Origin of the sequence: Providencia sp. PROV109 (assembly GCF_033681625.1) — a bacterium.
GTDB lineage: Bacteria > Pseudomonadota > Gammaproteobacteria > Enterobacterales > Enterobacteriaceae > Providencia > Providencia hangzhouensis.
Window position 1 is genome coordinate 1,786,764 of sequence record NZ_CP096320.1, and the last position, 22,273, is coordinate 1,809,036.

Sequence of the window (22,273 nt, forward strand, 5' to 3'; positions counted from 1 at the left end):
TGTCATGGCAGCCTTTTGTAATTCGTTTGTAATCATGACGCGCTTTCTAGGTCAATAATTTTAATGTGTTTACCTTTAAGTTCAATAAGTTTCCTTTCAATTAATTTCACTAGTGTACGGTTTAATTGCCTGACAGATACACCGAGCATAGCAGCTAATGAATCGCGATTTTCCAATTTAAATTCAGAACCATACTGGCTTTCGGCAAAAATTAAATAGCGCCTCAATTTATATTCAGCAGAGAATGAAGAGGAAGAGTGTAGCTGTGATGCATTAAAAAGCTTTTTGCTAAGATGTTGACAGATAAACTGTAAAAAAATAGGGGAGTTAAGCTCTTTTTTCTGAATAACCTGTAACGGAAATGCCAGTAAATAACACTCAGTAATTGCCTGTATTGTACTATAGATACGGTTTTTTTTGCTGTCATTATTCTGAAATAACTCTAAATCACCAATAACTGAAAAGGCATTTTCAAATGAAAAAATAACATGTTCACCGTTTATTTCATAACGTTCAACCTGTAGTTTTCCCGCAACAAGAAAGTAAATAAAATTAATTTTGTCATTTTGTGATATTAAGTATTCAGACGTATCTATTTTAAGCAGTTTTGCAGACTTTATTGTTTCCTCAGATAGAATTTTATCAAGCTGATAGAGAGTAAAATATTCTTCAATTTTTTCAGAAGAGGTAATTTTTTTCACTATTTATTCTCTCAGTATGGGTCTTTTCGGAGAACAGTATGACATAAATTGGTGTATGCAATAAAGGACATATGTCCTTTTTAAAATGGCAATAACTCTGCAAGCTTATTCAAAAATAACTCGCAGGATACTAACATGAAAGCGTCTTTAAAACCTTTAAGCGGATTTACTAAAAGTATAAAAACAGCAATTAACGCTATGCCAAAAGTGGAACTACATGTGCATTTAGATACGTGTTTAAGTTTTTCTTATGTTAAACAAGCTATTCCGACACTCACGTTTAATGAATTCAAACAAGGTTTTATTGCGCCAACGAGATGCGAGGATCTTGGCGATTTTCTACGTTGTATTGAACCGCAACTTAATATATTACAGACAAAATCTGCAATTGTGCTGGCTGTTGATGATTTGTTTGAGCAATTCAAAATGGATAATGTGATTTATGCCGAAATTCGGTTTGCTCCTTTATTACATACTCAGCAAGGCCTTTCAAGCCGAGAAGTTGTTGATATAACATTAGATGCGATTAATTCAGCAGTTAAAAAGTATGAAATAGAAGCGGGCTTGATTTTGTGTACCTTGAGGCATTTTACTGCCTCTCAAAGTCTTGAAACGGCAAAGTTAGTTGTGGAGTATCAATATCGTGGTGTTGTAGCACTAGATTTAGCAGCAGATGAGGCCCGTTTTTCACTAGGTAATCATGAAATGGCATTTAAGTATGTCAGGGAACATGGAGGGAATGTTATCGCACATGCTGGTGAGGCTTTAGGCTATGAAAGTGTGATTGAAACATTGGATATATTAAAAGTGTCACGTATTGGACATGGGGTAAGAAGTATTGAAAATTCAAATACGATTAAAAAGCTCAAAGCGTTAGATGTATTACTTGAAGTTTGTCCAAGTTGCAATTTAGTGTGCAATGTCTTTGACAGTATTGAAAACCATCCTATTAATGAGTTGAAGAAGCAGGGCGTTAAATTAAATATAAATACTGATGCGCGAACAGTGGCGAATGTAACATTAAATAAAGAATACCAATTATTGCATGATATATTTGGTTGGGGTATTGCTGATTTTACTGAGTGTAATATAAATGCATTACAGGCAAGCTTTATTGAGGAAGAAAAAAAAGCCCTATTGATTAAAAAGGTATTAAATCAATAGGGTAGAATGAAAGAGAAGGAGGATTTTATCTTCCTTCTCCGATTAGTATCAGATAATAATGAGCATAAATTAAAATTTGCCACATTACGATTGACTGAGATTTATCCTATGCTCATTATTAGGGTAAAATATAATGTAATTGAAAACTAATCATATTATATTTTTATTTTACACTATTTTTGCAATGTGGTGATATAATTGAAATTAGAAAAATATTTTCTAATTTATAGAATAATAAAGATTAAGTTCTAACTTAGAATTATGTTATAAATAGATGAGTTGAAATTATCTATTTATAACAGGATGAGCTTATGCCAGAAATAAGAATTGTTGCGACAGTAATTGCAAAAGATAATGAAGTCGAATTTGTGAAAGCAGCAACTAAATCAATCGTTGAGCCAAGTAATAGGGATGAAGGTTGTCTTCAATATGAATTACATCAAGATAATGCTAATCCAAATATTTTTATTTTCTTTGAAATTTGGAAGGATCAGGAGTCATTAGATAAACATAATGTTACAAAGCATTTGCAAGATTTTATTAAGAAGATAGAAGGTAAAGTCGATTCATTAGATGTGAAATTAATAAGTAAAATTGCATAATGTTAATTAATGATTACTAAATAATAATAAAAAGGAATACAAATGTATTCCTTTTTGAATATGGATTAATTAAAAATTTCAGTGAGATGTATTTTATAATCATTGATATATTTTTCAATATTAGGTTCTTTGATCACGTCGTTAATCATAAAGGTTGGGAATTTTTTCAATCCGAGAAATTGTTGTGATTTATGAAAGGCAAAATAGACTCCATCTACACCTCGACCGTCAAAAAAATTATCAAATTCATCAAATGCATCGATAGGGGCATTCCAATCCACTGAAAGCATATACTTTTTCCATGAAGTAGGCCCCCGGTACCATATTGCTTGCTTGGATTTTGGCGGGTACGGCCATCATTTGCATATAAATGACCGTGACGGAGGGTATAAACGTCATCCATATATTTTTTTACCATCCAAGGCATCATCATCCACCAGCCAGACATTTGGTAATAATCGCATCTGCCTAAAGAAATTTTTTAACCTCATTTTCCTCAGCAGTTAGGTCAATTTACCTTGTGGTGCGGTTAATTAAATTGACATCCAGTTATTCTTCCAGTTTTTTGACTATTCGGCTTACCGCGAAATTTGCTAAATTAAGTTTATCAGCCGCTTTACTAAAACTTTTTTGTTCTACCACTTCAATAAATACACGGGCTTCTTCAGATGTTGCTCTCATAATGATTTTGTTAGCCAATAAGGTGATAGAAAAGGTGTTTATTATAATAACAAAGATAGGCATTAAAATTTAAACTAAAAGTTTTAAAAGATGGAGTTTTATTAGGCTTTTAACCTAATCATATTGGAGTCTGATCTATCGCTTTTCTTAAAAGAACTTTTAATGCTTCTATTTTGTTAAATTTTGACAAAAATCTTACAAATTATAGAATAAGAAGGAATTGGTCATAGGACTCGTAAGCGTTTACGTTAGCCAACGCATATAACTTTTGGCCACACATAGGTTATGTGCTTTGTGTGTCTGTTAACCTTGGAGTCTTTTATGTCACATCAAGACCGTAATTATATTTTAGGTATCCCAAAGTTACCTGCTCGAGCGATGATTTTTCTTGTTCCTTTCTTTTTATCCCTTGTCATGAGTGGAATTGTTTCGCTGATTAGTACCATAAGAGCCTTGGGCTTCACGAGTGACGTGTTTTCACCCTGGTTGAGCTCGTGGATGCTTTCTTGGATGATAGCTTTCCCAACCGTATTTTTTGTTTTACCAATTGCAAGGCGTATTTCATTGATGTTAGTGAAAACCACATAACCGTGTTGATAAAAGTTGCTAATATAATAGTGAATTTATGGGTATTATTTTGAATGGGTTGCTATGTCGATAAAAATTATTGGTTTGTTCTTTATCACTGCGTTGGCTGAAATTGCAGGCTGTTACTTTCCTTATCTTTGGATGAAAAAGCAAGGTGGGGCTTGGCTATTGATCCCGGCAGCCTTAAGTTTAATGCTATTTGTCTGGTTACTCACATTACACCCAGAGGCAAGCGGACGAATTTATGCGACTTATGGTGGAATTTATATTGTCACGGCATTAGCTTGGCTAAAAGTGGTTGACGGTGTTTCTCTTACCGTGACTGACTGGGTTGGTGCTTTAGTCGTACTGATCGGAGCCGGTATCATTATTAGTGGTTGGAAATAGAATTCAGTGTTATCACGTCACCTTAAAAAATTAATTATTTATTTTAAAGTGACGTGGAATTTAAGCCGACAACAGAATTATTTCTTTATGTGGATTTCAGTAAATGATTACTAAATCCATAGTTAAATTTTAAATTAAATACAAGGGTTATTCTTTTCTAAGAAATAACATTATTTTCTTTTACGAAATGTTAATTGAAATGATGTTTAACTTAAATTTTTAAAATGTAACATTTGATCCAAATCAATTTAACAATAAATACTCTATTGGTAGTAATTTTAATTGATGTTTAACTACTCAGTTAATATTAATTAAACTTTTATTTTCACTTTCATTGATTTTAGGCAATATCTAATCATATTAGACTGCTATTCTCTCACCGATTTATACAAAAAATATAAAGAGGTAGCAATGAACGTTAGTCGCAGAAAGTTTTTTAAAATCTGCGCTGGCGGGATGGCAGGTACAACTGTAGCTGCGTTAGGTTTTATGCCTGGAATGGCAATAGCTAATGTACGTGAATATAAATTACTTCGTTCTAAAGAGACGCGTAATACCTGTACTTACTGTTCTGTCGGTTGTGGATTACTAATATATAGCATGGGCGATGGCGCCATGAATGCTAAGTCCGCGATATTCCATGTCGAAGGTGACTCAGACCACCCGGTAAACCGTGGTGCTTTATGCCCTAAAGGGGCTGGCCTACTCGATTATATCCAAAGCGAAAATCGTTTACGTTATCCTGAATATAGAGCACCAGGCTCTGATAAATGGGAACGCATTAGTTGGGATGATGCTTTCACTCGCATTGCACGCTTAATGAAAGATGACCGCGATGCAAATTTCATTGAAAAAAATGCGGAAGGAACAACAGTAAACCGTTGGTTATCAACAGGGATGCTTTGTGCATCAGCTGCCAGTAACGAAACGGGAATGTTGACGCAAAAATTCGCTAGATCGCTAGGAATGCTAGCAGTTGATAACCAAGCGCGTGTCTGACACGGACCAACGGTAGCAAGTCTTGCTCCAACATTTGGTCGCGGTGCGATGACCAACCACTGGGTTGATATCAAAAATGCCGATGTTGTCGTCGTAATGGGCGGTAATGCTGCGGAAGCACACCCTGTTGGGTTCCGCTGGGCAATTGAAGCGAAAAATAATAATGATGCCACACTGATTGTCATAGACCCGCGTTTTACGCGTACTGCATCAGTTGCTGACCATTATGTGCCAATTCGTTCAGGAACCGATATTACCTTTTTATCGGGCGTTTTGCTGTACCTGATTGAAAACCAAAAAATCAATGCTGAGTATGTTAAGAGCTATACCAATGCGTCATTGATTGTTAGAGACGATTTTGACTTTAACGATGGCTTATTTAGTGGTTATGATGCTGATAAGCGTAGCTATGACAAAACCAGCTGGAACTATAAGTTTGATGAAAATGGTCACGCATTACGCGATGACACATTACAAGATCCGCGTTGTGTGTGGAATTTACTTCACAAACATGTATCACGCTATACGCCTGATATCGTTGAGCAAATTTGTGGAACACCAAAAGCCGATTTCTTGAAAGTCTGTGAAATTTTAGCAACAACAAGTGCAGCAGATAAAGCTGGGACTTTCCTGTATGCATTAGGTTGGACACAACATACTGTTGGCGCACAAAATATTCGCACTATGGCGATGATCCAGTTACTGCTAGGTAACATGGGGGTTGCTGGCGGCGGAGTGAACGCGTTACGCGGGCACTCGAACATTCAAGGCTTAACCGATTTAGGGTTACTATCAACTAGTTTACCGGGTTACCTGACATTACCTTCTGAAAAACATCAGAACATTGATAGCTACCTGACTGCGAATACACCGAAAGCGACCTTGCCAAATCAGGTGAATTTTTGGAGTAATTATCCTAAATTCTTCGTGAGTTTGATGAAGTCTTTCTATGGGGATTCAGCACAAGCAGAAAACCAATGGGGTTATGATTGGTTGCCTAAATGGGACCAAGCTTATGATGTGATGAAGTATTTTGACATGATGAGCAAGGACCAAGTGACGGGTTATATCTGTCAAGGGTTTAACCCTGTGGCTTCATTCCCTGATAAGAATAAAGTGGTTAGCTGCCTCAGTAAATTGAAATACCTGATTGTCGTTGACCCATTAGTCACTGAAACAGCGAACTTCTGGCAAAATCATGGTGAGATGAATGACGTTGATACGGCTTCGATTCAAACCGAAGTGTTCCGTTTACCATCAACTTGTTTTGCAGAAGAAGATGGTTCGATAGCCAACTCAGGCCGTTGGTTACAATGGCACTGGCAAGCCGCAGATGCCCCAGGCGAAGCGCGTAACGATGGCCAAATCTTAACCGGTATTCTGTATAAGATCCGGGAATTGTATGAGAAAGAAGGTGGCCAAGGCCAAGATCCTCTGATGCAAATGAAATGGAATTATAAACAACAATTCCATCCTGAATCAGAAGAAGTGGCGAAAGAAAACAACGGTGTTGCACTGGTTGATCTTTATGATGCAGACGGTAACTTACAAGCGAAAAAAGGCGAGCTGCTCAGCTCATTTGCCTTATTACGTGCGGATGGTTCAACGGCATCTTCTTGCTGGATTTACACTGGTAGCTGGACCGAGAAAGGCAACCAGATGGCTAATCGTGATAACAGCGACCCATCCGGTATCGGTAACACATTAGGTTGGGCATGGGCATGGCCTTTGAACCGCCGTGTGATTTATAACCGTGCTTCTTGTGACACCCAAGGTAAACCGTGGAATAAAGACCGCGTGCTTATCGAGTGGAATGGTAAAAAATGGGTCGGTAATGATATCCCTGACTTCAATGCTTCTGCACCTGAAGTGGGAACAGGGCCATTCATCATGCAACCAGAAGGTTTAGGTCGTTTATTTGCTATCGATAAGATGGCAGAAGGGCCATTCCCTGAGCATTATGAGCCATTTGAAACACCACTTGGCACTAACCCGTTGCACCCGAATGTGGTTTCTAACCCAGCGGCGCGAATTTTTGATGAAGACAAAAAACGTCTTGGCGACCACAAAGATTTCCCTTATGTAGGTACCACATACCGTCTAACAGAGCATTTCCACACATGGACCAAGCATGCTCGCTTGAACGCGATTGCTCAGCCAGAGCAATTTGTTGAAATCAGCGAAACACTAGCGAAAGCCAAAGGAATTGCGTTAGGCGATAAGGTCAAAGTCAGCAGTAAACGTGGTTTTATCAAGGCAGTTGCGGTTGTCACTCCTCGATTACAAACGCTGATGGTGGATGGAAAACCAATTGAAACTGTTGGGCTACCGATTCACTGGGGCTTTGAAGGCGCGACTCAAAAAGGGTTTATCACCAATACGTTAACGCCGTCTGTCGGCGATGCTAACTCTCAGACACCTGAGTATAAGGCATTCTTAGTTAACATTGAGAAGGCGTAAGGGAGGGAACATGTCCATGCAATCTCAAGACATTATTAAACGTTCCGCGACCAATAGCATTACGCCTCCGCCACAAGCGCGTGATGATAAACTTGAAGTCTGTAAGCTCATTGATGTGTCATCTTGTATCGGCTGTAAAGCTTGTCAGGTGGCATGTTCTGAGTGGAATGATATCCGTGACGAAGTTGGCCACTGTGTTGGGGTTTATGATAACCCAACGGATTTAAGTGCAAAATCGTGGACGGTGATGCGTTTTAGTGAAACCACTGAAATGGGTAAGCTAGAATGGTTGATCCGTAAAGATGGCTGTATGCACTGTACCGACCCTGGATGTTTGAAATCTTGCCCATCAGCAGGAGCAATCATTCAGTACGCAAATGGTATTGTGGATTTCCAATCAGAGCACTGTATTGGTTGTGGTTATTGTATCGCAGGTTGCCCATTCAACATTCCTCGATTAAATCCGAAAGACAATCGAGTGTACAAGTGTACCTTGTGTGTTGATAGGGTGAGTGTAGGCCAAGAGCCAGCATGTGTGAAAACCTGTCCAACGGGTGCTATCCGTTTCGGTACGAAAAAAGAAATGTTGGAATACGGTGCAGAGCGCGTAACGAAATTGCAAAATCGGGGTTATGCGCAAGCGGGAATTTATGATCCTGAAGGCGTTGGTGGTACGCATGTTGTTTATGTACTTCACCATGCTGATAAACCTGAACTGTATCATGGCCTGCCTAAAGACCCACAAATTGATACGCCAATCAATCTGTGGCAGGGCATCTTGAAACCACTTTCTGTCGTTGGATTTATCGCGACCTTTGCAGGGTTGATTTTCCACTATGTGGGAATTGGTCCGAACAAAGAAGTGAGTGATGAAGAGGAGAAAGATGACCATGAGTAAGAAAAGCAAAATGATTGTGCGGACTAAGTTTATTGACCGCGCGTGTCACTGGACGGTTGTCATCAGCTTCTTCTTGGTTGCTTTGTCGGGGATCGCGTTATTTTTCCCAACACTGAAATGGTTGACGGAAACCTTTGGTACACCACAAATGGGGCGGATTTTACACCCTTTCTTTGGCGTACTCATTTTCGTCGTGCTGATGTTTATGTTTGCTCGCTTTGTGAAGCACAATATTCCAGATAAGCAAGACTTACCTTGGATCAAAAATATTGTCGAAGTATTGAAGGGCAATGAACATGAAGTGGCTGATGTCGGTAAATATAACGCCGGCCAAAAAATGATGTTCTGGAGTATCATGAGCCTGATTTTTGTGCTCTTGGTCACCGGTATTATTATTTGGCGCCCTTATTTCGCACATTTATTCCCAATGTGGATGGTGCGTTGGGGGCTGTTGATCCATGCTGTTGCTGCGATTGTCTTGATCCATGCTATTTTAATTCATATGTACATGGCATTTTGGGTTAAAGGTTCAATCAACGGAATGATCGAAGGGAAAGTTAGCCGCCGTTGGGCGAGAAAACATCACCCTCGTTGGTACCGTGATGTCGAAGCGAAAGAAGCTAAAGCGGAAGCTGAAAGTAAAAAATAATTTACGCAGCAGACGCTAAATAACTTAAAGCCATCACATTGTGATGGCTTTTTTGTGGGGATATTGGCGAATTTGGTTTTTATTGATGAGACGGGTTTAAATAGTCACTTGCCTTTATGCGATACAGCACATGTTCTTGTAACCAATGGCCATCAGGGAGTGCAGGGTGATAAAAATTATTTGGGTGTTTTATCATTCCAAGTCTTTGCATTACGGATTCTGATGGTAAATTGACCACTGCGGTGAACGCAACGAGCTCTTCTAGCTTTAGTTGTTCAAATGCAAATTTGATCGCGGCGTGAGCCCCTTCAGTCGCATAGCCGTGACGCCAATACTCGGGAAGTAAACGCCAGCCAATTTCAACACAAGGGGAAAAGGGCAGATTAGTAGCAGGAATATTTAAACCAATAAACCCAATAAATTGTTTGTTGGATTTCAATTCCACAGCCCATAGTCCCCATCCTCCTTGTTGAGCAAATTTATCTATGATGGTTTCCATAAATTGTGCATTTTGCTGCTCATTTAGTACTGAAGGAAAATAGCGCATGACATCGGGGTGGCTATTCATTTGGTAAAGTGGTTGCTTATCTTCTTCTTGCCAGCCACGTAACCGCAAACGTGCAGTTTCTAATCCAGTGATTTTCATGCCGACTCTTTATTAAGGCGCATGTGCAGAATAGGGAATGGATTGCCTTCACCATCTAATTCAGAACGTGCGTATTGTTTAAAACCCATATGCTGATAAAACCCGATAGCTTGAGGGTTTTGTTCGTTAACGTCCAACTCAGTAATACCTAAGGTATCAATAGCATATTGAAGAAGTTTCTTCCCTGTGCCTTGGCCTCTATTTTTTTGAGAAATAAATAACATTTCAAGACGGTGTTTATCGCACCCTAGAAAACCGGTGATATTGCCTGCACTATCGAATGTCACAAAAACAGCTAAATGTGGTAAATAAATATCTTTGATAGCAATTTTTAGTTCAGCAATTTTTTCTTCAGTTAAAAAATGGTGAGTTGCCCTCACTGAAGACTCCCAAACACGAATAATATCATCATCGTGTGCACGTGTAGCGCTTTGGACTATCATTATATTGTCTCCGTATATTGACTGGAAAATATTAACTTTTGCTTTTCTTATGTCAACCGCTGGTTTTAAATTTACTTTAAGGTTGTTTTTGAGATATTTATCGCAGAAAAAAAAGTCAACTTCGTCATTATTAGATAAGTTACGGCGTAATTTTCTCGCCAAATTTTTTATATAGCGATAAACGTATTTTTCTTTGTTGATTTAATCGTAGGGGTATCTTAATGAAATATAAATTACTAACTCTCTGTTTATCCGCGGTATTATTAACACCTATTGCACCTGCATTGGCGAATACAGAGACCAAAGCAGATATGGTTTTGGATCAAGTTTTAGTCCTTAGTCGCCATAATTTACGTACACCTATTGTAAATACCGGTATTCTTACTGAAGTAACTGATAAAAAATGGCCTGCTTGGGATGCACAAAGTGGATATCTCACAACGAAAGGTGGCGCACTTGAAGTCTATATGGGGCATTATTTTAGGGAATGGATAGACCAAAATAAATTACTTGCAGATGAACTGTGTCCAACGAGTAACGAAGATATATACCTTTATACAAATAGTCTACAAAGGACGATAGCAACTGCCCAATTTTTTGCAGCAGGAGCCTTTCCTGGATGCAAAGTAAATATTCATCATCAGCCTGAAATTGGTAAGATGGACCCTGTTTTTAACCCAATTATTACGAATGCCTCTCCTGAATTTAAGCAACAGGCACTCGCTGAGATGGAAAAATATTTTAAAGGTTTATCACTAACTGCGGGTTATGAAGAATTAGATAGTGTATTGAATATTAAAGATTCTCAAAAATGTAAAACAGATAAGCTATGTAATTTAAATAGTCAAAAAAACAGTTTTATTATTGAAGCAGAAAAAGAACCGGGCGTCAGTGGTCCATTAAAAATTGCAAATTCAGCGGTGGATGCAATAGACCTTCAATACTATGAAGGTTTTCCTGCAAATGAAGTCGCTTGGGGGCTTGTGAATACCCCTGAAAAATGGAAAAAACTGAATACGTTAAAAAATGCTTACCAAGAAACGTTATTTACACCAAAAATTATTGCAAAAAATGTCGCACATCCAATACTAAATTATATCGATAAAGGTTTTGTTTCGGTCGATAAAGGAGAAACCGCAAAATTTATATTCTTAGTCGGTCATGATTCGAATATTGCGTCATTGATGTCAGCAATGGATTTTAAGCCATATCAATTACCAGAGCAGTATGAGCATACCCCGATTGGGGGGAAATTAGTATTCCAACGCTGGACGGATAAGCAAGCTAATAAAGATTTTATGAAAGTAGAATATGTTTATCAAACAGCAGATCAGCTGAGGGATAACACCTATTTATCATTACAGACCCCTCCTAAACATATCACATTAGAGCTAAAAGGGTGTCCAATTGATAAAAACGGTTATTGTTCTTGGGAGGATTTCCAAAAAGTCATGGCGACAGCCCTAGAACAGTAATAACAAAGCCTAAGTGCCCCGCTAACTTGAGTGGGGCATTATTTTTTGGGATGATAGCTAAATTATATTTTCGGTTTATGAATCTCTTATGTGGACAAAACAGTCACGATGCCTATTCAGTTTTTACAGCTAAATCAAATTAGTATTGCAGATCTTATCGCATTAAATACTCATCCAGCCGTACTCGAACATATGCCTTTAGGGAGTAATCAATTCGATGAACAGGCCTGCCGTCAGTGGGTCATAGGAAAAGAGCAGCATTGGGAGCAATATGGCTATGGCGTATGGGCCATTATAGTTGATGGCCAGTTTGCTGGTTGGGGAGGGCTACAAAATGAAGCGGGCGATGCGGATTTAGCTTTAGTTTTACATCCTAAGTTTTGGGGAAAGGGAAAATATATTGTTAATAATATAATTAATAAGGCATTTACATCATTGAAGGTTGAGTCAGTCACGATACACTTACCGTTAACACGTAAGAAAGTATCAGCAATTTTGCGTTATGGTTTTATTGAGGAAGCCATCGTTGATTTTGACGGTATTCCTTTTAAGCGTTTTAGATTAAAACATTCATCAGTTTTATAGCATAAAAAAACCCTGCTAAAAAAGCAGGGCGTGAAAGTCACGAAAATGTTTATGAGTCTTTAATTTACCCTAAATGAGTGCATAAATAGCCTCATAAAGTGTGTGTCTTTGCTGTTTTTTGTAACAATCATTAAGGCTAAACCTTTTATTTGTAAAATGCGTTTATTTGGCAGCAAATAGCACTTTAGCCTTTATTATCGAACGACTAATACGCTAGTTTTCGCATAGCGAACTACTGATGCGGCATTAGAACCGAGCAAATAGGTTGACATACTAGGGCGGCGCGAACCTAATAAAATTATATCGGCGTTAATATCTTCTGCTGTTGCCAAAATTTCGTCTTTAACAGAACCGACGGTTGCTTTTGCCTTTACTTTATCTGCAGGGATATCAAATAATTTAATTTTTTCTTTTAACTCGCTAAGAATGATTTCAGCTTGTTTTTCATCATCAGGGAAGTCCCCTGGTAAGATTGTGCCACCGTAGCGCAAATAATTTGAAATTGGTGCGGTTACGGCAAGAAAGTGTACTGTTGCATCGTTCAATTTTTGTAGTGAGTTAACATGAGGAACTAATAAATTAGTGAGAGCATCTTCGGTTACATCGATCGGTACTAAAATTGTATTGTACATAATATCTCCCTTTTTCTTTTATATTATAAGCTTAGACCAATATCATACATTGTGAATTTGATTATTAATAGTAATGAATTTATTGGTGAAAGGGTGTGAGCAAGTAGCCGTAATAAGATTTTTTATCAAAAAATAGAAGTGCCCGATGTCATTATAATGAGCGACATCAGGCAAATGGCGGGAAATACTAAGTCAGATTTATTTTTTTTCGCAGGCTTCTTTTAAACCAGCTTTACAGGCTTGAGCTAGATATTCAGCTGCAGATTTTTCGTTTATTTCAATTCCTTCACCACTTTCTAGCATTTTACCTACTTGATATTGTGCTGGTGGGAATTTTTTATCAGCAGATTTTTTGAACCATTCAAAAGCCGTAATATAGTTTTGTTTTACACCAATACCTTGATAGTAAAATTGGCCCATATAATTCTGAGCTTCAACATTGCCTTTATTGGCTGATTTCTCAAACAGATCCATGGCAGTTTCGAGGTTGGCTTCAACACCATTACCGTTTAAATACATATCACCTAAAAATAACTGAGCATCAGAATTACCTTTATTTGATGCCATTGTTAGCCATTTTTTTGCTTTACCATAGTCCTGTTTAAGCTCATTCCCAAGGTAATAGCCAATTCCCAACATGACTTGCGCTTTTATATCCCCTTTTTGTGCCTCCTGTTCGATACGTTTGATGGTTTCTTTGGGAACTGCAGCAACACTTAGGTTAATTGAAAAAGCACATAAAATAATAAATGAGAGAATTCTAAGCATGATTGATGTCTTATATTAGCGTTGTTTATTTCTATTTTTTAATAAAATGTCTCGATGAGATTTACTGTCAACAAAGTATATTATACAAAGAGAATTTACATCAAAATACGTAATGTAAAATAAGCTACACGCTCATCTTTTTACGCATTTTTAGGATAATTGATTACTTCTATACTCTACGATTTTAATTGAAAAATATCAATATGTAATAAAAATTACAATATATTGAAGTATGAAATTTAATGTTTCTTAGTCATTTTATGTGTTTATTGTAACAAGATCTTAATAAAGAAAGTGGTTGAAAAATCATATAAATCAGGTGGTAATATAAGTAAGCTTTGGACGATTATTTTAGAAAAATATCTTATGCTAATAAAATCTCAATATAAAACACATAAAAAGTGAAAAAATAAATTAAATAGTATGTGCTATAAGAAAGGTGTGAATCGAAATTTACAGAATTCACACCTTCAGCAATATGCGAAAAATTTTTACTTTAACGGCTTAAGAAAGCTTATGACTCAAATAATGGCGTAGGTTTTCCGTTGTCATCAATTGCAACAAAATTAAACTGGCCATGTATTACTTCTTCACGACCATCTGAATACATATCTTCTAGAAAAATCGATACGTTGACCGTTAAACTGGTTCTTCCGACTCGAATAACTTTACCTACTAACTCAACAATGGTCCCTGAAGGGATTGGGTGGGTAAAGTTAATTTTCTCAGTTGATACCGTAACGAGGCGTTTACGGCTAAACCGTGTTGCGGTAATAAAAGAAACTTCATCCATCCAAGCTAGGGCGGTACCACCAAACAAAGTACTGTGGTGGTTAGTCGTTGTTGGAAATACGACTTTAGAGACGCGAGAAATGGATTGCTCAATTTTTTGTGCGATGACATCGTCAGCGATGGAGCTCATGGTCTGCCTTACAATTGTTACTGGGTGTATTAGAAATGTTAAAGACCAAGTGTAATACTCCTCTCAATTTAATTCAGCAATAAATGTGAAGTGAATCGTTCCAGTTGAAAAGTTTTTTCATATTTTCGTATTTAGGAAAAATAGGGGGAAATATTAAAGACTCAAAACTAGACAATGAGCCTTTAAATTGCTGAAAAAAGATGGGGGTTAATTATCTAAATATTCGGCGCTCATGCGAACTGCTTTTGCATTGCTGCCATTTTTAACGCAAGAAACTAAAAACGCATTAGATTCAGCCCAAATAGTGGCAGAAAAATCTTCGCCATCAATATCTTTTTCAATGGTAACAGGGTATTTTTCAACGCCCTCAAGCCACTCGATTAACCCTGATTTACACGTTGGAAAGTCGTCTTTTGCTATTGAGCCATTTAAAACCGGCACGGCAATTTGTGGTTTATTGTTGTCAGCAATCATGTCCTCTAATTGCTCTACGGTATACGTTTTTTCAGCGAAAGCAGTGGCGCTTAATAGTGAAATCGTTATTGCTAATAGTAATTTATTCATAATCACTCCATTTGATTTAAGTTTCGAATACTAAGCAATAGAGCCACAATAGGCAATAAAAAAACCCTTCATATAGAAGGGTTTTTGTGAGCAAATTTTACAAACATGTATTAACTAAATCTGTACAGACTAAATGGTTTCACATTCAGTGAGGGTTCTTTGCCTAATAGCAAGTCAGCTGTGAGCTCGGAAGAAACTGGGCTTTCGGTCATCCCCCAGCCTGTGGCAGTATTGATAACTAGACCAGGATATTCATTGACTTGAGAAATGATTGGGTGCTCATCTGGTGCGATGGCCATAGCACCACTCCATTGGTCAATCAGTTTAGAATCCTTAAATGCAGGGAATTCTGTTTTTAATTTCTCAAATGATGCATTCAGCTCTGGTAAATCAGGTAATGCCGTCATATTTCTGTGTTTTTCAAATGGTGAAACTTCATCCAGTTTCCAGCTTGTTGGCTCAGTAAATGAATTAATTAATTGTTCATTTAATGAAATATGCACAGGGAAATCAGGCATAGATAGCAGTGGAATGTATTTATAGCCATAGACGAAGGAGTCTTTAACAACCGGTGCAACAATCACACGAGGAGATGTTGCATAGGTACCATCTGCTTGTTCACGGAAGAAAATATTACCCGGTAAAGCAACGTTACCCCCCGGTGCAGTTGGTGAACCGGTGATCAGTTGTTGAGATTGATAAGCCGGTAATGTTGGGACATCCACACCTAAGTTTTGCATAAACAGCCTTGACCAGACGCCACCTGCCACAACAACACGTGAGGTCTTGATAGGCCCTTTCTCGGTGACGACATCAGAAATTACGCCTGCTTGAGTTTCTAAACCTCTTGCTGCACAGTTAGTATAAATTTTTATTCCTAATTTTTTGGCGTAATCAGCCATGACGAAGGTTGCAATTTCAGCATCTAAGCTACCAGAGTCTTCTTCAAAACCTGCGATTGTCCATTTAGACTGTGCACCGTTTAAACGTTGGTTGAGTTCAGCACATTCGATAATGCGTGTTTTGAATGGAATATCTGAACCGACATTTTTACTGCGAGTATCAATCCACTCTCTAACATTGACAAGATCTTCTTCATCGAATGGCACTTCAACGCGGCCTTGAGTACGATAGCTTGTATCTGCACCGACTTTCGCGTTCATCTCTCTCCAACGTTGTTTGCCTAAGTGGTGGAGTAAGAAGGTTTCATCTGGCATTTTATAAGTGATAACTTGGCCGTAGAAGCGGGATGATTGCTCGCCTGCGATGTTACCTTTTTCAACAATAACAACATCTAAACCACGTCCAACCAGCTCAATTGCGGTCATGATCCCCAGAATTCCAGCACCAATAACAACGACGTCAGCTTGCTGTGGTAGAGGGCCTTCAGTTCCTGCAACAAAGCCATGTCGTGGCTTACCAGGAACAAATCGACCTTCACGCGTTAACATTGGAGTTAAAATTCCAGCCCCTGCAGCAACGGCAACAACACCACCGCCAATCAAAAATTTTCTTCTAGTTATAGCCATCTTATTAAGTTCCTTATATCGAATGAGTTTTTAACAATTGACCAAAGCTTCAATTAGAAATGTTTATAATTGTAATTATATCTTTAATAATAATTATAATTGTAAACCAAATTGAGTTGAAATTAAAAGATTTGTTTAAATGTTAAAAAAATTTATTTTTAGATAAGGAATGGACGCCAATATTTCGAGAAAAATAATGGCGCTGGTAGAATTCGGATAGAGAAACAGATAGGAAAATAAATAGTTTTGCATCTATCTACTTGATTTATAAGATTTAAATGTGAATTTGGCCTGTTAAAAATAAAACGGCTTTACCTGTTAATTTTACTCGGTCAGAGGTTAGCTCACATTGAACTACCCCTCCGCGCGATGAAATCTGTTGGCCTATTAACTGCGATTTATTCAGCTGTTTGGCCCATATTGGGGCAATGGCACAATGTGAGGTGCCTGTTACAGGGTCTTCGTTAACCCCTTTGGCGGGAGCAAAGTAACGAGAAACAAAGTCACAATCGCTATTAGCACTTTCTGCTGTAATTGCTAACCCGGGTAGAGAAAGCTGCGAAAGTTTTAACATGTCTGGCTGACAGTTTTGAACGTGCTCTGCACTTTCAAGAAAACACAGATAACGGTCTTTTGCTATCCAAAGATCTTTGATTTTGACACCAAGGATATCGACGAGGTGTGGGTAATGGTTTGGATGGCTTTGTTCGGATTCAAGAATTGGAAAATCAAGTGTAAATCCTTGTGCATTTTGCGTCACAACGAGGTCACCCGACAGAGAATTAAATGTTAAAGGATGAATGTCTTGCTGGAGTACTTGATTTAACACAAAAGCAGCGGCAAGTGTTGCATGGCCACAGAGTGTTACTTCAACTTTAGGGGTGAACCAGCGAATATGATGGCCGACTAAAAATGCGGTTTCTGACAAGTTAACCTCTGCGGCAATGGCAATGAGCTGTTCATCTGGTAACCAGTTATCGAGTAATACAATCGCTGCTGGGTTACCGCGAAAAAGGGTATCTGTAAAAGCATCAACATAGTAAATAGGGGCGGAAAGGCTCATTGTATGATTTCCTAAAGTCATTATGGGATGATGAGAGAGCAGTATAGCGCCTATTTTATCAGAAATAATAAGCAAACTATTAAGTGGGGAATGATGCGGAGGATCCGGTAGCGTGTGGGCTGCTACCGGATAGAAGACAATTAATCAGCGCTATTAAGCATTAGCTTCATTTTTGTCTGCATTTTTAAGCATTTTTCTAACAGGGATAATCAACGCTGCTAATACGACCGCACAGATCACCAGTGCAATAGAGACGTGGGAGAATAGCTCAGGCATCGAATCTAATTGGTCTTTGCGAATGTTACCCCCCATGATACCAGCTGCAAGGTTACCCAATGCGCTAGCACAGAACCATAACCCCATCACTTGGCCGCGCATTTTTTGTGGTGCGAGCAAGGTCATGGTTGCTAACCCGATAGGGCTTAAGCACAGTTCTCCTAACGTCAGCAATAAGATACTGCCAACTAACCAGAAAGGTGAAACGCCACTTTGGGTTGCGAGTACTTGGTTTGCTGCCACCATCATGATAGCAAAGCCGCCCGCAGCAAATAAGATACCAATCACGAACTTGGTCATACTGCTTGGGTTCATATTGCGTTTAGCCAACGAAGGCCAGAACCAGCTAAATACTGGGGCTAACAATATAATGAACAAGGCATTGATTGATTGGAACCAAATGGTTGGAATTTCAAAACTCCCCATTTGGCGGTCAGTATAGTCCCGAGCAAAGATATTAAATGAAGTGGGTTTTTGCTCAAAGGCTGACCAGAAGAATGCGGCTGCAATCAGTAAAATCAAGCATGCCAGTAAACGAGAACGTTCGCTGCTGTTTAAACCGCCAAGGAAGAACATAAATAAGAAATAGATGCCCACACAGGTCGAGATAACATAAGCAGAACTTTTCGCAATTATTGAGGCATTAAATGGGATCGTACCATTATCAATCAAGATAACCAGTATGGCTAATAGCACCATAGCAAAGGTAACCCATTTCCCCACGTTTTTGCGCTCAACCGTTGGACGGTTCCAAGTGGAATCAAGGCCAACTTCTTTATCATAACGGCGCATTTGAGGAATGGCGTAAAAGCGGAAAATTAACAGGGCAATTAACATTCCTAAACCACCAAGGCCAAAACCTAAATGCCACCCATATTTTTCATGAAGTGGGCCAATAATTAACGGGGCAATAAAGGACCCCATATTGATACCCATATAGAACAGGGAGAAACCGCCATCACGGCGTGTATCTTCTTTCTTATACAGGGTTCCTACCATCACGGTAATACAGGTTTTAAATAACCCTGTACCTAATACGATGAGCAATAAGCCGACGAAAAAGAAAGTATTTGATAAAAATGCAGACATTGCGATGGATAAATGGCCAAACGCAATAATTAAGGAACCGTACCAAACCGCGCGGCGTTGGCCTAACCAGTTATCGGCTAACCAACCACCCGGTAACGAGGTGATATAAACCCCTCCAGCGAAAATACCGACGATAGCCGAAGCTTGTTCAATAGGTAATTCCATTCCGCCTTGTAATAATGCCGCACTCATAAATAAGATAAGTAACGGTCTAACTCCGTAAAAAGAGAAGCGTTCCCACATTTCTGTGAGGAAAAGCGAACTCAATGGGTATGGATGCCCAAAAAAAGTTTTTGTTTTAGTCGCAGAATTATTCATCTGTGAACTCCCATAAATACTCTCTTGAGAGGTTGAGCATGATATAAAACACCAAGCCGTGCGCCTGAGTGCCAATTGTTATTGATATGTTAACATGAATATATGAAACATATTTTTAACATACATTATTATAGAATCACCTATATACAGAATGAATTTATTGTAAAAGGTGTGTTTTTAAGGTGAAAAGTCGATATAACTCTCATTTCTCACGATAAGCTAGGGGAAGATACAGGATTTTAGTTGACAATAAAAGAAAGAATTTTGAATCGATTAAGTTATTTAAAATCAAGTGGTTATATGTACTAAAATTTGATTTTAAGGAAAGTAAGGCAATAAAGCTTATAAATCATCAGGTTTTTGTACAAAAAATAGCAAGAGGCTTATTGGTCGGTAGGGGAGGCTCGCAGGCCATCGGATTGGCGCCTGATGACTAACCATGAATAAATTAAGTTGAAGAGAACTAACGCAGCGGTGAAAAAGAATACGGCTCTGAAACCGTAAGTTGCAGCGACAAACGACCCCATCAATGGCCCTGTCACATTCCCAACATCTCGCAATGCTTGGTTATAGCTGAAAATACGTCCCGTTACTTGATGGGAAATATTATAGATAATTAACGTTTGTACTGCGGGTAATAGCGCAGCATTCAGAGCCCCAAGCATAAATCGGAGAAAGCCTAGCTCCCAATAACTACTTACCAGCCCCATTGGGAATAATACAAAAATAGATGCGCCCAGCACGGCGAGTAAAACTTTTTCAGGGCCTATTCGGTCACTGAGTTTACCTAACATGGGCGCACTGATTAAAGCCGCAACACCAGGAATGGAAGCTATCACACCACTGACAAAGGCCAAGTTTTCAAGGGAATCAGATAAGTCACGTACATAAAGCGTGATGACAGGGTTGATTGAGCCCATAGCAGCTTGAATAATCATGGTGGTAAAAAAGAGGCTGATAACTAAGTTTTTATTACGTAAAGAGGCAAAAACTTGTTTGCTCGTTAATGCATCTTTGCGAGAAACAGGCGTGAAGCGTTCTCTGACATAAAAAAGCGTGACAAAAAAGCAGATAAACAGCACCGTTGCGGTAATAAAAAAGACGGGACGTAAGCCATACTGGTCAGCAAGAAAACCGCCAATGAGTGGGCCAATAAGTGCGCCACTTACTGCACCAGTAGCGAGGACACCCATAGCCCAACCACTTTTTTTCACGGGAACTTGAGTTGCAATCAGCGCGTTAGCATTGGGAACAAAACCACCCAATAAACCTAATATGGCTCTTAAGGCTAAGAGCTGCCAAATATTTTGTGCAAAACCAATAAGCACCATCACGATAGCCATCCCTAGTGCTGAACGCAGCAGCATGAGTTTACGGCCTTTACGGTCGGATAATCGACCCCAAAATGGCGCAGCAATCGCGGAAAATAAGAAGGTGATACTAAAAACTGCCCCTGTCCATAGGTTCAAAGAGGCATGGTCTTTAACGCCTAGTTCTTCAATATAGAGGGGGAGAAAAGGCATGATCAGGCTAAAGGCGGCACCTGTTAAAAAACAGCCGAACCACACGACGTATAGGTTACGTTTCCAATACTCTGTTTTTCCCGTCATAATTTTCCCGTTATATTCAGTTCTACAGCGTTGTTGGCTTCATTTGCCTAATGTACGCTCTTTGGGATGTCTTCATTTTCCCGCCTAGCTGTAGACCCGACTATTTAGGAAAAACAGTATGAAAAACAGCAAGAAAAGCATCATAAAAAACAGCTGAAAAATCACGCCATATATTTAGAGAAAACAGTATAAAAAACAGTAAGAAAAGCATCATAAAAAACAGTTGAAAAACCACGCCATAATTTATCTGCTTACACTAATTATTAATGATGGATTTTATCTAAATCTCCGTATAACGAAGGCTCCCCTTCAGGACGCGTTTTAAAACGGCGATGTAGCCACATATATTGTTCTGGTGCTCTGAGGATTTCTTTTTCAATAATTTGGTTCATCATGGTTGCGGTAGCCACATTATCTTCAATTGGGAAATCATCAATGGCAGGTTGAATGATTAATTCATAACCTTTACCCGCAGGTAAACGTCTTGGTGTAAAAGGCACCACTAAAGGGGAAGCCAGACGTAAAATAATTTGCGAGCCATTGGTTGTCGCTGCATCTTTTACGGCGAACAAAGGCGCAAATGTACTATTGCGTGGGCCGTAATCATGGTCGGGGGCATACCATAAAATTTCCCCATTTTTTAAGTCACGAACCATGCCTTTCATATCTTTGCGATCCAACATATATTTGTTGGAACGTAACCGCCCACGGGTTTGTAGCCAATCGAGGAGGTCATTATCATTGGCGCGATATACACCAATGCCCGGATTTAACATGCCAAAGGCTCGCGCACCCATTTCCAAGGTTAAAAAATGAACACCAAGCGCGATAATGCCTCTACCTGTTTGGCGGGCAGCAACAGCATTTTCTTCCCCAATGACTTTGACCCAGCGACGAACGCGCCAATCAGGCCAAAACCAAGCCATGCCCGTTTCAAATAAGCCCATGCCGACAGATTCAAAGTTTTTGTCAACACAGCGTTGCCGTTCTTGCTCACTCATATCTGGAAAACATAATTGCAAATTTCGCTCTGCGACTTTCACCCGCTTTTTCAAAAAGCGTTTAGAAAATAACCCTAAACGCGTTCCCGTCCAATAAATGAGAGGATAAGGCAATAATACAAGAAGATATAATATGCCAATGCCTAGCCAAGTTAGCCAGTAACGAGGGTGGAGAAACCGTTTTTGAAATTTTGGAGCTAGTATCATTGTTATCCGAATATAT

At 38.9% G+C, this 22,273-nt stretch carries 21 protein-coding genes and 2 pseudogenes; 9 read left to right on the plus strand and 14 right to left on the minus strand.

Features of this window, described 5'->3' with window-relative positions:
- Positions 1-32 precede the first annotated feature (32 nt).
- Positions 33-701, minus strand: coding sequence for a Crp/Fnr family transcriptional regulator (locus M1F25_RS08105; protein WP_181489573.1), 669 nt, complete (start codon positions 699-701; stop codon positions 33-35).
- A gap of 135 nt (positions 702-836) precedes the next feature.
- On the opposite strand from M1F25_RS08105, the gene add reads away from it, so the two are divergent.
- Together add and M1F25_RS08115 are read left to right on the plus strand one after the other, a co-directional pair.
- Positions 837-1,865, plus strand: coding sequence for an adenosine deaminase (add, locus tag M1F25_RS08110; RefSeq protein ID WP_198633446.1), 1,029 nt, complete (start codon positions 837-839; stop codon positions 1,863-1,865).
- 311 nt (positions 1,866-2,176) lie between these two features.
- The gene (locus tag M1F25_RS08115) at positions 2,177-2,467 is read left to right on the plus strand and encodes a putative quinol monooxygenase (protein ID WP_004255970.1); all 291 of its coding nucleotides are present in this window, start codon (positions 2,177-2,179) and stop codon (positions 2,465-2,467) included.
- Positions 2,468-2,532: 65 nt separating this feature from the next.
- On the opposite strand, the pseudogene M1F25_RS08120 reads toward M1F25_RS08115, so the two are convergent.
- A pseudogene (locus M1F25_RS08120) lies at positions 2,533-2,921 on the minus strand (NAD(P)H-dependent oxidoreductase); the annotation flags it as partial.
- Positions 2,922-3,019: 98 nt separating this feature from the next.
- Positions 3,020-3,148: pseudogene (locus M1F25_RS08125) on the minus strand (helix-turn-helix domain-containing protein); the annotation flags it as partial.
- A gap of 321 nt (positions 3,149-3,469) precedes the next feature.
- On the opposite strand from M1F25_RS08125, the gene M1F25_RS08130 reads away from it, so the two are divergent.
- The 5 genes from M1F25_RS08130 to fdnI all read left to right on the plus strand — a co-directional run bounded on the left by M1F25_RS08130 (position 3,470) and on the right by fdnI (position 9,129).
- Positions 3,470-3,736: a DUF2798 domain-containing protein gene (locus M1F25_RS08130; RefSeq protein ID WP_004255963.1), complete on the plus strand. Its 267-nt coding sequence runs from the start codon at positions 3,470-3,472 to the stop codon at positions 3,734-3,736.
- Positions 3,737-3,799: 63 nt separating this feature from the next.
- Positions 3,800-4,123, plus strand: coding sequence for a YnfA family protein (locus M1F25_RS08135; RefSeq protein WP_004255956.1), 324 nt, complete (start codon positions 3,800-3,802; stop codon positions 4,121-4,123).
- Positions 4,124-4,534: 411 nt separating this feature from the next.
- Entirely contained in the window at positions 4,535-7,582 is a 3,048-nt protein-coding gene (gene fdnG / locus M1F25_RS08140) for a formate dehydrogenase-N subunit alpha (RefSeq protein ID WP_112308186.1), read from the plus strand.
- Positions 7,583-7,592: 10 nt separating this feature from the next.
- Positions 7,593-8,480, plus strand: coding sequence for a formate dehydrogenase subunit beta (fdxH, locus tag M1F25_RS08145; RefSeq protein ID WP_004909723.1), 888 nt, complete (start codon positions 7,593-7,595; stop codon positions 8,478-8,480).
- Complete coding sequence (gene fdnI, locus M1F25_RS08150) at positions 8,473-9,129, plus strand: formate dehydrogenase-N subunit gamma (protein ID WP_181489574.1); 657 nt, start codon at positions 8,473-8,475, stop codon at positions 9,127-9,129. The genes fdxH and fdnI overlap by 8 nt, the downstream gene beginning before the upstream one ends.
- A 79-nt stretch (positions 9,130-9,208) precedes the next feature.
- On the opposite strand, the gene M1F25_RS08155 is transcribed toward fdnI, so the two are convergent.
- Both M1F25_RS08155 and M1F25_RS08160 read right to left on the minus strand, forming a co-directional pair.
- Entirely contained in the window at positions 9,209-9,775 is a 567-nt protein-coding gene (locus tag M1F25_RS08155; protein ID WP_112308185.1) for a GNAT family N-acetyltransferase, read from the minus strand.
- Positions 9,772-10,218 carry a GNAT family N-acetyltransferase gene (locus M1F25_RS08160; protein WP_181489575.1) on the minus strand — a complete coding sequence of 149 codons (447 nt, stop codon included), beginning with the start codon at positions 10,216-10,218 and terminating at the stop codon, positions 9,772-9,774. The genes M1F25_RS08155 and M1F25_RS08160 overlap by 4 nt, the downstream gene beginning before the upstream one ends.
- A 221-nt stretch (positions 10,219-10,439) precedes the next feature.
- Between M1F25_RS08160 and agp the strand changes: the two genes are divergently transcribed.
- A complete protein-coding gene (agp, locus tag M1F25_RS08165) occupies positions 10,440-11,693 on the plus strand; it encodes a bifunctional glucose-1-phosphatase/inositol phosphatase (protein ID WP_181489576.1) in 1,254 nt (417 codons plus the stop codon).
- A 90-nt stretch (positions 11,694-11,783) separates the two neighbouring features.
- Positions 11,784-12,278: a GNAT family N-acetyltransferase gene (locus M1F25_RS08170; protein ID WP_226617109.1), complete on the plus strand. Its 495-nt coding sequence runs from the start codon at positions 11,784-11,786 to the stop codon at positions 12,276-12,278.
- A 194-nt stretch (positions 12,279-12,472) separates the two neighbouring features.
- Here the strand turns inward: M1F25_RS08170 and M1F25_RS08175 are convergent, their stop codons facing one another.
- The 9 genes from M1F25_RS08175 to M1F25_RS08215 form a co-directional block, all read right to left on the minus strand.
- Positions 12,473-12,910 carry a universal stress protein gene (locus tag M1F25_RS08175; RefSeq protein WP_004255887.1) on the minus strand — a complete coding sequence of 146 codons (438 nt, stop codon included), beginning with the start codon at positions 12,908-12,910 and terminating at the stop codon, positions 12,473-12,475.
- Between the two features lie 198 nt (positions 12,911-13,108).
- Entirely contained in the window at positions 13,109-13,678 is a 570-nt protein-coding gene (locus M1F25_RS08180) for a tetratricopeptide repeat protein (RefSeq protein WP_112308183.1), read from the minus strand.
- 514 nt (positions 13,679-14,192) lie between these two features.
- Positions 14,193-14,600 carry an acyl-CoA thioesterase gene (locus tag M1F25_RS08185; protein WP_004255881.1) on the minus strand — a complete coding sequence of 136 codons (408 nt, stop codon included), beginning with the start codon at positions 14,598-14,600 and terminating at the stop codon, positions 14,193-14,195.
- A gap of 207 nt (positions 14,601-14,807) precedes the next feature.
- The gene (locus tag M1F25_RS08190) at positions 14,808-15,164 is read right to left on the minus strand and encodes a hypothetical protein (protein ID WP_004255879.1); all 357 of its coding nucleotides are present in this window, start codon (positions 15,162-15,164) and stop codon (positions 14,808-14,810) included.
- Between the two features lie 110 nt (positions 15,165-15,274).
- Positions 15,275-16,693 (minus strand): FAD-binding oxidoreductase, encoded by a 1,419-nt coding sequence (locus M1F25_RS08195; protein ID WP_318839873.1) that lies wholly within the window; start codon positions 16,691-16,693, stop codon positions 15,275-15,277.
- A 274-nt stretch (positions 16,694-16,967) separates the two neighbouring features.
- Positions 16,968-17,756, minus strand: a complete 789-nt coding sequence (locus tag M1F25_RS08200) for a PhzF family phenazine biosynthesis protein (protein ID WP_112308182.1) — start codon at positions 17,754-17,756, stop codon at positions 16,968-16,970.
- A 153-nt stretch (positions 17,757-17,909) separates the two neighbouring features.
- Positions 17,910-19,439 carry a peptide MFS transporter gene (locus tag M1F25_RS08205; protein WP_004255871.1) on the minus strand — a complete coding sequence of 510 codons (1,530 nt, stop codon included), beginning with the start codon at positions 19,437-19,439 and terminating at the stop codon, positions 17,910-17,912.
- A gap of 383 nt (positions 19,440-19,822) precedes the next feature.
- Complete coding sequence (mdtG, locus tag M1F25_RS08210) at positions 19,823-21,049, minus strand: multidrug efflux MFS transporter MdtG (protein WP_004255869.1); 1,227 nt, start codon at positions 21,047-21,049, stop codon at positions 19,823-19,825.
- 263 nt (positions 21,050-21,312) lie between these two features.
- Positions 21,313-22,257, minus strand: a complete 945-nt coding sequence (locus tag M1F25_RS08215; protein ID WP_112308181.1) for a Kdo(2)-lipid IV(A) acyltransferase — start codon at positions 22,255-22,257, stop codon at positions 21,313-21,315.
- Positions 22,258-22,273: the final 16 nt, after the last annotated feature.

Excerpts from the sequence above, each read along its gene's own strand:
- add (WP_198633446.1), top strand. The coding sequence starts at position 837 with ATGAAAGCGTCTTTAAAACCTTTAAGCGGATTTACTAAAAGTATAAAA.
- M1F25_RS08215 (WP_112308181.1), bottom strand. The coding sequence starts at position 22,257 with ATGATACTAGCTCCAAAATTTCAAAAACGGTTTCTCCACCCTCGTTAC.
- M1F25_RS08130 (WP_004255963.1), top strand. The coding sequence starts at position 3,470 with ATGTCACATCAAGACCGTAATTATATTTTAGGTATCCCAAAGTTACCT.
- fdnI (WP_181489574.1), top strand. The coding sequence starts at position 8,473 with ATGAGTAAGAAAAGCAAAATGATTGTGCGGACTAAGTTTATTGACCGC.
- M1F25_RS08135 (WP_004255956.1), top strand. The coding sequence starts at position 3,800 with ATGTCGATAAAAATTATTGGTTTGTTCTTTATCACTGCGTTGGCTGAA.
- fdxH (WP_004909723.1), top strand. The coding sequence starts at position 7,593 with ATGTCCATGCAATCTCAAGACATTATTAAACGTTCCGCGACCAATAGC.
- M1F25_RS08115 (WP_004255970.1), top strand. The coding sequence starts at position 2,177 with ATGCCAGAAATAAGAATTGTTGCGACAGTAATTGCAAAAGATAATGAA.
- mdtG (WP_004255869.1), bottom strand. The coding sequence starts at position 21,049 with ATGACGGGAAAAACAGAGTATTGGAAACGTAACCTATACGTCGTGTGG.
- agp (WP_181489576.1), top strand. The coding sequence starts at position 10,440 with ATGAAATATAAATTACTAACTCTCTGTTTATCCGCGGTATTATTAACA.
- M1F25_RS08160 (WP_181489575.1), bottom strand. The coding sequence starts at position 10,218 with ATGATAGTCCAAAGCGCTACACGTGCACACGATGATGATATTATTCGT.
- M1F25_RS08180 (WP_112308183.1), bottom strand. The coding sequence starts at position 13,678 with ATGCTTAGAATTCTCTCATTTATTATTTTATGTGCTTTTTCAATTAAC.
- M1F25_RS08155 (WP_112308185.1), bottom strand. The coding sequence starts at position 9,775 with ATGAAAATCACTGGATTAGAAACTGCACGTTTGCGGTTACGTGGCTGG.
- M1F25_RS08195 (WP_318839873.1), bottom strand. The coding sequence starts at position 16,693 with ATGGCTATAACTAGAAGAAAATTTTTGATTGGCGGTGGTGTTGTTGCC.
- M1F25_RS08200 (WP_112308182.1), bottom strand. The coding sequence starts at position 17,756 with ATGAGCCTTTCCGCCCCTATTTACTATGTTGATGCTTTTACAGATACC.
- M1F25_RS08205 (WP_004255871.1), bottom strand. The coding sequence starts at position 19,439 with ATGAATAATTCTGCGACTAAAACAAAAACTTTTTTTGGGCATCCATAC.
- M1F25_RS08185 (WP_004255881.1), bottom strand. The coding sequence starts at position 14,600 with ATGAGCTCCATCGCTGACGATGTCATCGCACAAAAAATTGAGCAATCC.
- M1F25_RS08175 (WP_004255887.1), bottom strand. The coding sequence starts at position 12,910 with ATGTACAATACAATTTTAGTACCGATCGATGTAACCGAAGATGCTCTC.
- M1F25_RS08190 (WP_004255879.1), bottom strand. The coding sequence starts at position 15,164 with ATGAATAAATTACTATTAGCAATAACGATTTCACTATTAAGCGCCACT.